A 12368-nucleotide genomic window follows, 5' to 3' on the forward strand; every position below is an offset into this window, starting at 1 on the left:
GGCGAGCTGTCAGCCGCCCAACACGCGCAGCGCCGCGTCGTGCAGCGGACCGTTCGAGGACAACGCGTCACCGCCCTCGTGCGTGCGTGTTCCCCGCAGGTCGGAGAAGCGGCCCCCGGCCTCCTCGACGAGCACCTGGAGGGCGGCGACGTCCCAGGCGTTCACGACCGGTTCGGCCGCCAGGTCGATCGCCCCCTCGGCGACGAGGCAGTGCTGCCAGAAGTCGCCGAAGGCGCGGTTCTCCCAGCAGGCGTCGGCCAAGGCCAGGTAGGCGTCCCGGGACGCGTACTCCACCCAGGTGCCCAGGTGGGTGGTGGACAGGTACGCGTCCTCCAGCTGGGACACGGTGGACACCCGCAGCCGCTCAGGGGGCTCCTCGGCCGTCGCCGCCCAGGCGCCGAGCCCCCGGGCCGCCCACCACCGACGGCGCAACCGGGGCGCGCTGACCACGCCCACCGCGGGCGTGCCGTCCACGACCAGGGCGATCAGGGTGGCCCACGCCGGCACACCCCGGAGGAAGTTCTTGGTGCCGTCGATGGGATCGACGATCCACACCCGGTCGGTGGATGCTCGTTCCGCCCCGGACTCCCCGCTCTCCTCGCCGACGAACACGTCCGCCGGCCGATGTTCGGCGAGGGACGTCCTGATCAGCTCCTCGACGGCCCGGTCGGCGTCGGTCACCGGCGTGCGGTCCGGCTTCCGCTCCGACCGGAGGTCGAGCGCCCGGAAGCGTCGCGTCGTGATCTCGTCGGCGGCGTCCGCCAGCGCCAGCGCCAGCCGGAGGTCCGCCGCCACCGTGTCCCCCGTCTGGCCCGCCAGGACCAGGTCCTCCCCGTCAGCACCCACGGCCCGCAAGCCTAGCCGGCGGACGGCCGCCACCCGCTGGGACCTTCGGCGCCCGCTGGGAGGTGGTCACCTCGGTCGTCACCCCACCCGGGGCGGACCGGCCGCTCTAGGCTGGGAGGCGTGAGCGTGGTGCTGCTGGCTGAGGACGACAAGGCGATCGCGGAACCACTGTGCCGGGCGCTGCAACGCGAGGGCTACGTGGTGCGCGTGGTCGGGGACGGCCCGAGCGCGTTGGGCGCGACCCGGGCCGGCGGCGCCGACCTTCTCGTGCTCGACCTGGGGCTGCCCGAGATGGACGGGTTGGAGGTGTGCCGGCGGCTGCGCTCGGACGGTGTCGGCATTCCCGTCCTGATGTTGACCGCGCGCACCGACGAGGTGGACTTCGTGGTCGGGTTGGACGCGGGTGCCGACGACTACGTCGCGAAACCCTTCCGACTGGCCGAACTGCTCGCCAGGATCAGGGCGCTGCTCCGGCGGCGCGCCGTGAAGACCATCGAGGCGAACGGGGTGCGGATGGACCTGGCGGCGCGGCGGGTCCAGGTGAACGGATCCGAGGTCCAGCTGGCGAACAAGGAGTTCGAGCTGCTGCGCGTGCTGATGCAGCACGCCGGCGAGGTGGTGACCAGGGACGCGATCCTGGACGAGGTGTGGAACGGGCCGGAGAGCAGGACGAGCAAGACCCTGGACATGCACGTGTCCTGGCTGCGCCGCAAACTGTGTGACACCAACGCGAAGCCGGCGGACCAGCGCATCGCCACCGTCCGCGGCGTGGGCTTCCGATTCAACATCGACTGACGGGGTGACCCAGGTGGCTCGGCGACTGCCCGAGAGGGATCGTGCCCGGACCGGGGCGGACGACGGGGTCGGCGTCCGCCCCGGACCCGGCGCAGGGTCGAACGGCGACGGCTGAGTCCGGTGCGACGTCGAATCCTCCAGTCGATCCTGCTCGCCGTGGCGGTGACCGCGGTCGCGCTCGGCCTGCCCCTCGGCTTCAGCGCCCTGCGCCTCGTCGAGGACATCACCCGGGGCGAACTGAGCGGTCGCGTCCAGCAGATCGCCGCCAGCCTCGACGACCAGCTGGCCTTCGGCCGGGACCTCGACCTGGGCCAGATCCGGGTCGCGGTGCCGGAGGACGGCCAGATCAGGGTGACCATCCCGGGAGAGCCGCCGGTGGAGCAGGGGCCCGACCCCGGCCCGAACCCGGTGGTGGAGCGAGCCGCGATCGTGCAGCAGGGCACCGTGTCGCTGGCGGTTCCCTCCGGGCCGCTGCGCACTGCCCAGGCCCAGATGGCGGCCGTCGTGCTGCTGCTGGTGGTGCTCTCGGTCGGGACCGGGATGCTCGTCGCCAACGTGACCGCGCGCCGGTTGTCCGAGCCGCTGCGGCACGTGGGGGACCGGGCGGCCCGGCTGGGGGCGGGTGACTTCCGGCCGGACTCGCGGCGCCACGGCGTGCCCGAGCTGGACCGCGTCGCCGAGGCCCTGGACACCTCGGCAGCCGCGCTCTCACAGCTCGTCGAGCGGGAGCGTGAGCTGGTCGGGGACGTCTCCCACCAGTTGCGAAGCCACCTCACCGCCCTCCAGCTGCGGTTGGAGGAACTCGCCGACCCCCGGCACCAACCCGAGCCGGGGGAGGCGAGGGCGGCCCTGGAGCAGGCCGAGCTGCTGGCCCGGGTGCTGGAGGACCTGCTGGCGACGGCGACGGCGGTGCGTTCGCTCAGCGCCGAGCCCCTCGAACTGAGCGCCGAACTGCCCACGATGGTGGCCGAGTGGCGTGACCGGCTGCGCGGGGCGGGCCGCGCCCTGCGGGTGCGGGTCGAACCCAACCTGCTGGCCAGGGCGACACCCGCTCGGTTGCGGGAGGCGATCGGGGTGCTGCTGGAGAACGCCGTCGTCCACGGCGCCGGGACCGTGGCGGTGACCGCGCGGCTGACCGGGGGAATGGTGACCATCGAGGTCACCGACCAGGGCAAGGGGGTGCCGGAGGAGCTGGTACCCCACGTGTTCGAACGCGGCGTGTCCGCCGCCGGGTCGACCGGGGTGGGGCTCGCGGTGGCCCGGGCGCTGGTGGAGGCCGACGGGGGCCGGTTGAAGGTGAGCCCCGAACGCACGGCGGCGTTCGTCATCTACCTCCGGGTGCCCCGCGTCGACGACGTCCTCGGCGTGTCCTGGCGGGCGGAGGCCCCGCGCTGAGTCCCCGGCACGTGGTGCCCACCGGCGCGGCGGCTGATCGGGACGGGGCCGCCCACCGTCGTCGACGACGGGAGCGAGGTCGGTGGCCCGCGCGTCCGGGCCCAGGGGAACGGCAGAGGACCGGTGGGTCGCCGGCGTCAGCTCCCCCGCGCGCGTTCGCTCACCTGCGACGGATGCGGTTCCGGTCTCGTGCCTCCTCGGCCGGCTGCTCCTCCGACTCCGGGTGGGCTCGCCGCCCGTGCTCCGGCGCCGAGGCGGGCGGCGCCGAGGCGGCCGGCACCGCCCGGGCCGGGGGCGGGCCGTCGAGGGTGTCGGTCTCCGACCCGGCCGTGTCGTAGCTCGTCTCCAGGTTGCGGACCCCGCTCTGGGGGAAGACGAACCGGCGGAACGCCCAGTACCGGAAGATCATGCCGAGGAGGACGCCGATGACCTGGCTGCTGACGAAGTCGGCGACCTGCTCCGTGACGAAGCTGACCGCCGGCTGCTTGAGGTCGAGCACGTAACGCGACACCGCCAGCGGGGCCAGGTAGAGCACGAAGGCGAGACCGCTGATGACGAAGAACAGGCTCGCCTCGTGCCCCGGGCGTCGGCCTCCCCGCGTCCGGAAGGACCACTCCCGGTTCAGCACGTAGGAGGCGGCGGTGGCCACCAGCACCGCGATGACCTTCGCGGTGAGGGGCTTGTCCAGGATCCACAACTTGACGGTGTAGAAGACGATCGTGTCGATCACCCAGGCCGTGCCGCCCACGACCGCGAACTTGAGCAGTTCGCGGTGCTTGAGCATGACGGTGCGCAGCGGCGCTGGTAGTCGATCGAGGACCTTGTGGACGACGGACACCACCGCAGTCTACGGAACCACGCTCCACGGCCGTGTGTAGCTACCGGACCCCGCAGCGAAGTGGTGAATTCCCCCTGTTCAGCCGTGCGAGCGCCCCCCGATCCCCGGTGGGTGGTCGTGCCGGTCCGCCTGGTTCCTCCTACCGAACGTATCGGACAACCGTCGCATTACGCCACTGTCGAGTGAAGGAGGTGAGGGAAGTGGTACTGACCGTGCGTCCCGACCACCGCCCGGCGGACCCCCCGGTTGGGGTGGCCCGCTCCCGCTGACCGGAGGGGGCGTGGACGGGGGCGACGGTCGGTGCGGCGCCTCCGGGGTCCGGTCGGGACGGGGAGGATCCCGGGATTCGACGCCGTGCTCAGGAGCCGGCCCCGGGGGCCCCTCCGGTGGAGCGGGGGCCCGTGGCCGCGGTTCCGGGTCCGCGGCGTCCCTCGGTGCCGGTGGTCCGTCCCGGTCGACGTCCTCCACCGGGTCCGGCGCCTCCCCGACCGCGGGACCGCCGAACGGTCGGTGGGACCACTCCACCCGCACCGACGTCGGGTGCTCGGAGTCGCCGAGCCGCGCCAGCAGTGCGACGGAGGACGCGGGTGGCACGTCCCGACCGCCCTCCGCGCAGAACCACAGGACGAGGTGCCGTGACGAGCCCGGGCTGAGGGGCGGCGTGGGCCGGGGTCGGGTCGACCCCGAGGGGCAGCCAGCGAGCCCCCTCGGCGGGTCGAGGGGCCAACCGGGCAACTGGCGCATCCGGACACCCGGCGGCAGCGTGGCCTCCAGCCTCGCCGGCGCCGTCGTCTGGCCGACGTTGCTCACCCGGACCCGCAGCACCGCGTGGTAGGAGCGGTGGCCGGCGCCACTCGGGGACGGCGTCGACCACGCGGGTCCGGTCCCCGTGGAGACCGCCACCCCGGACGGCCGTTCCGCCAGGTCCAGCCGTACCGCTGGCAGCCGGGTCAGCGCGCCGTCCACCCCTCGAACGTGTCCCGTGACCTCCCCGGCCGAACCCGCCGCCGCCAGCGCGCGGACCACGAGAGGGAGGTCGGCCTGCTCACCGGGTTCGAGGCCGCCCGGAACGTGGCAGTGGACCAACCGTCCACGCCCGTCGCACGAGATGTCCTCCCCGCCGTCGAGGGCGAAGTGGCGCGGGACCTCGGCTCGCACGGTCACCGGGCCCGTCGGGGCGTTCCCCGTGTTCCGCAGGCGGTAGGTGACCGACCCGGCGGGGCCGCCGGGCGGCAGCGGCTCCGGAACGCCGAGGGCCTCGACCCGGAGGGCCGGGCGCGCCGCGGTCAGCCGGAGGTCCAGCGCCTCCCGCGCCGCGCCCAGCCTCGCGGTGACCCGGATCGGCGTCTCCACGGGCAGCCAGGTGCGGAGCCGCAGGCGGACGTCGTGCCGGTCGCCCGGTGCCACCTCGCCCGGTGACTCGCAGCGAACCACCGACGGGGGCAGCGCCGAGGCGACGACCCAGGAGGAGTGGGGGTGACGGAACGCGTCGGACCGCAGGTCGCACCGGGGCGGAAGGCCGTCGACCCGGACCCACCACGGCAGCCGCAGCTCCACGGAGACGGGCGCGGTGCTCGTCCCGGTGTTCGTGACCTCGGCCCTGAGTTCGGCGGGGGCGGGCCACCCGCCCCCAGGGGTGCGGAGCGCGCTCCCGCCCAGGGCCAGGTGGTCGACCGTGGCGGGGCGCACGGTGACGGTGATGGTGGCCAGGCGGAGGTGGATGGCGGTGCCGGCGTGCAGGGTGCCGCTGATGGCGCCCCCCTCGGCGTCGACCGAGGCGGTCAACTGGATGTGGAGCGTCAGGTCGCCCCCGGCGGGCACCCCCTCGGCCGACCGGCAGGTGACCCTCGTGCCGGTCGGGTGTTGGACGCAGACGTCCGGCTCGCCGACGGTGGTCGGGACCGGGGAGGGGGCGGCCGGCGCGGCTCCGGTGGGATCCTCGGCGGCCCTCGGTGAGGGAGGTTCGGCGCCGGTTCGCGGTCTCGCGGCCGGGTCCGGGGCGGGCGGTTCGCCGGCCCCCGTTCCCGGGGTGTCTCCGGCGGGCCGCGATCCGGAAGGGGCGTCCGGGACGGTTCGTCCCGTTGCCGTGACCCCCTTCGGGAGGTCCAACGACACGGTGACGGGTTCCGACGCACGGTCCCCGGTGTTGCGCACCGTGATGGGGAGGTCCACCGGTTCGCCGCCGGCGACCAGGACGAGTGAGCTGTCGGGAACGGTCGCCTCCAGCCGCGCGCCCACCGGCTCCGGTGTTTCCTCCGGGGGCGGAGGTGGGTCCGCCGGCCTTGGCGGGTGGGGCGGCGACGGGGACGGGGTCGGTGGTGGGGGTGGGAGCTGGACCGGATCCCGCACGGTCGGGGGCGCGGTCGGGACCTCGGGCAGCGGTAAGGACTCGCTGGCCGGCGGGTCGGAGGGCTGCGCCACCGGGTCGGGTGCGGGACCTCCGCTCAACAGGCCGAGCACCATCGCCGCGGCCAGCGCGGCGGCCGAGGAGGCAGCACCCAACCACTGGCGGGGCGCGCCGCTGATGAGCCCGCTGACCGCACCCGCGGTCGACCCGCTCACCGCGCCGACTCCCGCGCCGGTCAGGGAGGTCGCCGCCGCCGTGGCGAGGTAGCCGCCCGCTCCCACCCCGAGGACGACGAACGCGACGCCGCGCAGCGCCCCGTTGAGGTCGGCCAGCTCGGAGGCGAGGGTCCGACAACGTTCGCAACCGTCGAGGTGGGTCTCCACCTGGGCCGTCTCCCGTCGGGAGAGGCCATCCCTCGTCCACGCGCCGAGCCGCTCGGCCACCGCGCGACACCGCGACGTCGCCCCGACCTCGCTGAGGTGCTCCTGGAGGAAGGCCTGCCGCAGCCCCTCCCTCGCCCGGTACGCGAGGGCCGCCACCCCGTTGGCGGAGAGCCCGAGGATCGGTGCCACCGCGGAGGGCGGCTGTCCCTCGATCTCGGTGTGCCACAGCACCGTCTGCCACCGTTCGGGGAGTCGAGCGAACGCCCGGGCGGCGAGGGAGCGTTCCAGGCCGGCGACCGCGGTGTCGGTGAAGGGCACCGCGAGGGCGGCGCCCGCGACGGCGCCCACGTCCTCGGACAGCTCGACCCGCCGTTCCCGCCGGGTCCGGTCGTAGGCGGTGTGCCGCAACGACGTCAGCAGGTAGGCGCGGAAGGCCGAGTCCGGGCCCCCACCTGTCCGCAGCACCTGGAGCACCCGGGCGAACGCCTCCGACACCAGGTCGTCGGCCTCGATCGGGGTCCTGGCGAGCTGGCGGGACAGGTTGCGCGCCGCGTCGACGTGCCGGACGTAGAGCTCCCCGTACGCCGAGGTGACCCCCTGGCGGACGGCATCGATCAGGTCCTCGTCACTCGTGCCGTGCGTGTTCCCCGGGTCTGCCACGCCCGCCGCCTCCTCATCACACGGAAGCACACATTGTGACCAACCGGTTACCCGTCGCGCCATCAGGGCCACCGTGACGGACGAGCGGGGCGGGGACCGGCAACGCGCGGTCCCTCGGAGCCAGGCCACCGGACCCTCTCCGCGTGGCCCCCGTTTAGGCTCCTGGAACCGTGGAGACCAGCAACGACCGACGTGCCCGCCGCGGCGGCCGTTCCACCATGCCCTCGGTCGGCATGGTGGGCGGCGGTCAGCTCGCGCGGATGACCCACCAGGCAGCGATTCCCCTCGGGCAGTCCCTCCGGGTGCTGGCGGTGGCGGAGACGGACCCCGCCGCCGTCGTCGCCAGCGACGTCGCCTTCGGCCACCACACCGACCTGGAGGCGTTGCGGTCCTTCGCCCGGGACAGCGACGTCCTCACGTTCGACCACGAGCACGTGCCCGGCGAACACCTGCGCGCGCTCGAGGCGGAAGGGGTCACCGTCCACCCGGGGTCGGCCGCGCTGGCGCACGCGCAGGACAAGCTCGTCATGCGTCGCCGGCTCGCCGAGCTGGGCGTCGCGGGCCCCGCCTTCGCGGAGGTGACCTCGCCGGCGGACCTGGTCGCCTTCGGGGAGGAACACGGCTGGCCCTGCGTGCTCAAGGCCGCGAGAGGGGGCTACGACGGGCGCGGGGTGTGGATGGTGGACACCCGGGAGGACGGGGCGGCCCTGGTGGCGGAACTGCTCGCCGCCGGTACCCCACTGCTGGTCGAGGAAAGGGTCGACCTCCACCGCGAGCTGGCCGCCCTGGTCGCACGGTCCCCCTTCGGCCAGGGCGGGGCGTGGCCCGTGGTCGAGACGGTGCAGCGGGACGGCATCTGCGTCGAGGTGCTGGCGCCCGCGCCGGGCCTGACCGAGGGCCAGGCCGCCCAGGCCCAGGAGCTGGCCTTCACGATCGCGTCCGCGTTGGGCGTCGTCGGGGTGCTGGCGGTGGAGCTGTTCGAGACCCGTGACGGGAGGTTGCTGGTCAACGAGCTCGCCATGCGCCCCCACAACTCGGGCCACTGGACGATCGAGGGCTCGCGGACCTCCCAGTTCGAGCAGCACCTCCGGGCCGTGCTCGACTACCCGCTCGGCGCCACCGACCTGGCGGCGCCCGCCGTCGTGATGGCCAACGTGCTGGGCGGGGACCCCGTTCCGGAGATGACCATGGACGAACGGGTGCACCACCTGTTCGCCCGGTACCCCGACGTGAAGATCCACCTCTACGGCAAGGAGGAGCGGCCGGGGCGCAAGATCGGTCACGTCACCGCGCTGGGCGCCGATCCGGACGCCGCTCGCGGGCGCGCGGGGCAGGCCGCGGCGTGGCTGCGGGACGCCCGCTGGCCCGACGGCCACGACATCCACGGCACCTAGAACTGGTCGCCGCCGGCGTGGCACGGCCCCGCCACCACCCCGGGTCGGGTCAGGATGGCCGGGGTCGGTCCGCCCGCCCGAGGCGACGTCGTCCCGTAGCGCAGAGCGTCGGTCCCGCCGGCCCACCTCCTGGTGCGGCCGCCCGGTGGGGCCGCGGAGGGAGAAGAGAACCAACGTGGCAGAACAACAGGCGCCTCTCGTCGGTGTGATCATGGGCAGTGACTCGGACTGGCCCGTGATGGGCGTCGCCGCCGAGACCCTGGCCGAGTTCGGCGTCCCGCACGAGGTGTCGGTGGTGTCGGCTCACCGCACACCCCAGCGCATGCTCGACTACGCGCGGACGGCGGCGGAGCGGGGAATCCGCGTGATCGTCGCCGGAGCCGGTGGGGCGGCGCACCTGCCCGGCATGGTCGCCTCGGCGACCGTGCTGCCGGTCATCGGCGTTCCGGTGCCCCTGCGGCACCTGGAGGGCATGGACTCGCTGCTCTCGATCGTGCAGATGCCGGCCGGGGTCCCGGTCGCGACGGTGTCGGTGGGCGGGGCGCGCAACGCGGGGTTGCTCGCCGTGCGCGTGCTCGGTGCGGGAACCGACGAGCGCGCGGCCGGGTACCGGCAGCGAATGGCCGCGTTCCAGGCGGAGATGGAACGCCTGGTGCTCGACAAGGACGCGGCGCTGCGGGAACGGATCAGCCAGGGCGAGGCGATCACCGGCTGACCTCCACCGCACGCGGTGTCGGGTGGTCCGGCTGGTCACGACCGCGCTGGCGCGCGGGCTCCTCCGGCCCGGTCGGGGAGGAGCGCTCCCCTGGATCCGGTCGACCTCCCACACGGCGGCCGACCCGAGAGGCGCGCTCCGCCGGGAACCTGGGCACCCGTCACCAGCACCGGTGTCGGCACGCTCCCTCGCTACTGGCGGGTAACCCCGCTACGATCGCCCGCAGGAGCGTTGCTACCCGTCGGTAACAGGAGGACGTGCGGTGAACCGTGGCTTCGACACCTACCAGCTGGCAGAGGAGCACGAAGCGCTGCGCGCGGCGGTGCGGTCCCTCTCGGAGAAGGAGATCGCGCCGCACGCGGCCGAGGTCGACGAGCAGTCGCGGTTCCCGATCGAGGCGAAGAAGGCCCTGGTCAAGGCCGGGTTCCACGCCGCGCACATCCCCGAGGACTACGCCGGGGAGGGCGCCGACTCCATCGCGACCTGCATCGTCATCGAGGAGGTCGCCCGGGTGTGCGCCTCGTCGTCGCTCATCCCGGCCGTCAACAAGCTGGGCACCATGCCGATCCTGCTCGGCGCCTCCGATGAGCTGAAGCGGACGGTGCTGCCCTCCGTCGCCAACGGCGAGGCCATGGTGTCCTACGCGCTGTCCGAGCGCGAGGCGGGCTCCGACACGGCGTCGATGCGCACCAGGGCTCGCCTGGACGGCGACCACTGGGTGCTCAACGGCACCAAGTGCTGGATCACGAACGCGGGCGAGTCCAGTTGGTACACGGTGATGGCCGTGACCGATCCGGACGCGGCCAGGAAGGCGGACGGGATCTCCGCGTTCCTGGTGCACGCCGACGACCCCGGCTTCGAGGTCGGGGCCAAGGAGCGCAAGCTCGGCATCAAGGGGTCGCCCACGTGTGAGATCCACTTCAGCGACTGCGCGATCCCCGAGAACCGGATCATCGGGGAGCCGGGGACGGGACTGCGCACCGCCCTGCGCGCCCTGGACCACACCAGGCCGACGATCGGCGCGCAGGCGGTCGGCATCGCTCAGGGCGCCCTGGACGCGGCCGTCGCCTACGTGCGGGAGCGCCGCCAGTTCGGCCGCCCCGTCAGCGATTTCCAGGGCGTCCAGTTCATGCTCGCCGACATGGCGATGAGCATCGAGGCGGCGCGGCACATGGTGTACGTGGCGGCGGCGCGCGCCGAGCGCGGTGAGGACGACCTCGTGTTCGTCTCGGCCGCCGCGAAGTGCTTCGCGTCGGACGTCGCGATGCGGGTCACCACCGATGCGGTGCAGCTCTTCGGCGGTGCCGGTTACACCACGGACTTCCCGGTCGAGCGGATGATGCGTGACGCCAAGATCACCCAGATCTACGAGGGCACGAACCAGATCCAGCGCATGGTGATGGCGAAGTCCCTGCTCCGGGGCTGAACCGGGCGCACGAGGGCGGAGTCCGCCCCGGCCGCCTCGCCGTCGCTGCTCGTGGGCACCGCGCCGCCGGGGCCGGCACCCGGCCCTCCGGCCACCCGGAGGCGACCAGGGCGTCCTTCGGCGTGCCCCGAGCGTCCCGGGCCGGCGCCGTCCGCCTCCTGGGCTGGGGACGGGAGGCGGCGGTCACCCGGGACCACCGGCCGCCGCGCGCGGCCGGTGAGGAGGGCACGAGCTCGTGGTGCCCGGGCGCGGTGGGCGAACGAGCCGTGCGCGGGCACCCGGATCGCCTCCACACCCCAGTCCGGGCGTGGACGACGCGGCGTGGCCCCGCCGAGGCCGATGCCGAGCCTCGGGCGTTCGAACCGGCCTGGTCCGTGGTCCCCGGGCCACGCCGGCCCCGGTGGGTGGTCGACGACTGCGCTTCGCCGCTCGCCGTGCCGTCGCCGTGCGGTTGGCGGAGCGCCTCCGCGGCGTGCGGCGGCTGCCCAGCCCCACGGCCGGAGGCCGGCACGATCGCTCGTGCTGACGGGACCGTTCCACCGTCCGTCACCGGTCGGGCTCCTGGCGGCGGCCACGGGTGGAAGGCCGGTGGCATCCCCGGCCCGTACCGCACGCGGTAGCGGGCCGTCCGGAATCCGTGTGCTCGGGGTGGCGAGGCGTCGTGGTCGCGGGCGGTCGACGCGCTCGTGCTGGATCCCGGCTCGTGGGCCGGTCGAATCCGCCTGGTGCCGCGACACGGTACGCCGCCGACCGTCGATCACGGTATGTCGCCAAGGAGTGTCGACGGTCACTCTCCGTGGGATCCGTTCGTCGTTCGGCCGGCGTAGGAGGTGGGAGGGGGCGTGTCCTCCGCCGTTGCCGGGGGATGGCCGACCGGCCTGGTCGCCTGCCCCGGTGGGGTGAGCGGATGGCTCCACCGGTTCCCAGTATGTGGAAGTGGTGTCTTGTCTGTCGTGTTTGGCTGGGTCTCGCATGAACGAGTCGTGACATCGATCGCTCGGAGCATCACTCCCGGTGTAGGTTCACGGCAAGCTTAGTTGAGCGTTCATATAATCGGCACTCGTGAGCCCCCGCACCAAGCACAGGAGATCAGCATGAGCATGATCAAGGACATCACCCTGCTGGTGGCCAGGCTGGCAATCGGCCTGGCCTTCGTCGCGCACGGCTGGGACAAGTTCTCGAACGGGATCGGCAACGTCGCGACCGGGTTCGACGCGATGGGCGTGCCCCTGCCCGAGGTGTCCGCGTGGGTCACCGCGGTCGGGGAGCTCGTCGGTGGCGCGGCCCTGGTCCTGGGCGTCGGCCTCCCAGTCGCCGGGGTGGTCCTCGCCGCCCTGATGGCCGGCGCGGCCTTCTTCGTCCACATCGGCAACGGGTTCTTCGCCTCCGAGGGCGGTGTCGAACTCGTCCTCGTCCTGGGCACCGCCGCCCTGGCGCTCGGCTTCAACGGCGGCTCCTACGCCGTGGACCGCCTGCTGTTCCGAGGCACGCCCCCGGTCGCCGCCGCCGGCACGAGCGGGCAGCCGAAGCCGACGGCCGAGGTCAACGCCTGACCACGACGACAAGCGC

At 73.9% G+C, this 12368-nt stretch carries 9 protein-coding genes; 6 read left to right on the forward strand and 3 right to left on the reverse strand.

The window, feature by feature from the left end; genetic code table 11:
- Positions 1 to 9: 9 nt before the first annotated feature.
- A complete protein-coding gene (gene hisN, locus G443_RS19760) occupies positions 10 to 846 on the reverse strand; it encodes a histidinol-phosphatase (protein ID WP_245588854.1) in 837 nt (278 codons plus the stop codon).
- Positions 847 to 966: 120 nt separating this feature from the next.
- Here hisN and G443_RS19765 point away from each other — a divergent pair, with 120 nt between their 5' ends.
- Both G443_RS19765 and G443_RS19770 read left to right on the forward strand, forming a co-directional pair.
- Positions 967 to 1641 (forward strand): response regulator transcription factor, encoded by a 675-nt coding sequence (locus tag G443_RS19765; protein ID WP_026419340.1) that lies wholly within the window; start codon positions 967 to 969, stop codon positions 1639 to 1641.
- Between the two features lie 120 nt (positions 1642 to 1761).
- Positions 1762 to 3036 carry a sensor histidine kinase gene (locus G443_RS19770; RefSeq protein ID WP_026419339.1) on the forward strand — a complete coding sequence of 425 codons (1275 nt, stop codon included), beginning with the start codon at positions 1762 to 1764 and terminating at the stop codon, positions 3034 to 3036.
- Between the two features lie 160 nt (positions 3037 to 3196).
- Here G443_RS19770 and G443_RS25590 read toward each other — a convergent pair whose 3' ends face one another.
- On the reverse strand, positions 3197 to 3874 hold the full coding sequence (locus tag G443_RS25590; protein WP_308208865.1) for a GtrA family protein: 678 nt from the start codon (positions 3872 to 3874) through the stop codon (positions 3197 to 3199).
- Positions 3875 to 3952: 78 nt separating this feature from the next.
- A complete protein-coding gene (locus tag G443_RS19780) occupies positions 3953 to 7264 on the reverse strand; it encodes a sigma-70 family RNA polymerase sigma factor (protein ID WP_051314092.1) in 3312 nt (1103 codons plus the stop codon).
- Between the two features lie 218 nt (positions 7265 to 7482).
- Between G443_RS19780 and G443_RS19785 the strand changes: the two genes are divergently transcribed.
- From G443_RS19785 to G443_RS19800, 4 genes are all read left to right on the forward strand, one after another.
- A complete protein-coding gene (locus tag G443_RS19785) occupies positions 7483 to 8658 on the forward strand; it encodes a 5-(carboxyamino)imidazole ribonucleotide synthase (protein ID WP_026419338.1) in 1176 nt (391 codons plus the stop codon).
- A gap of 211 nt (positions 8659 to 8869) precedes the next feature.
- On the forward strand, positions 8870 to 9373 hold the full coding sequence (gene purE / locus G443_RS19790) for a 5-(carboxyamino)imidazole ribonucleotide mutase (protein ID WP_035292544.1): 504 nt from the start codon (positions 8870 to 8872) through the stop codon (positions 9371 to 9373).
- 262 nt (positions 9374 to 9635) lie between these two features.
- Entirely contained in the window at positions 9636 to 10799 is a 1164-nt protein-coding gene (locus G443_RS19795) for an acyl-CoA dehydrogenase family protein (RefSeq protein ID WP_026419336.1), read from the forward strand.
- A gap of 1094 nt (positions 10800 to 11893) precedes the next feature.
- Complete coding sequence (locus G443_RS19800) at positions 11894 to 12352, forward strand: DoxX family protein (protein ID WP_026419334.1); 459 nt, start codon at positions 11894 to 11896, stop codon at positions 12350 to 12352.
- Positions 12353 to 12368: the final 16 nt, after the last annotated feature.

The organism is Actinoalloteichus caeruleus DSM 43889 (assembly GCF_000429185.2).
Classification (GTDB): Bacteria; Actinomycetota; Actinomycetes; order Mycobacteriales; family Pseudonocardiaceae; genus Actinoalloteichus_B; species Actinoalloteichus_B caeruleus.

Bases quoted from the DNA above. Each gene is read 5' to 3' on its own strand.
- purE (WP_035292544.1), top strand. From the start codon at position 8,870: ATGGGCAGTGACTCGGACTGGCCCGTGATGGGCGTCGCCGCCGAGACC.
- G443_RS19785 (WP_026419338.1), top strand. From the start codon at position 7,483: ATGCCCTCGGTCGGCATGGTGGGCGGCGGTCAGCTCGCGCGGATGACC.
- G443_RS19800 (WP_026419334.1), top strand. From the start codon at position 11,894: ATGAGCATGATCAAGGACATCACCCTGCTGGTGGCCAGGCTGGCAATC.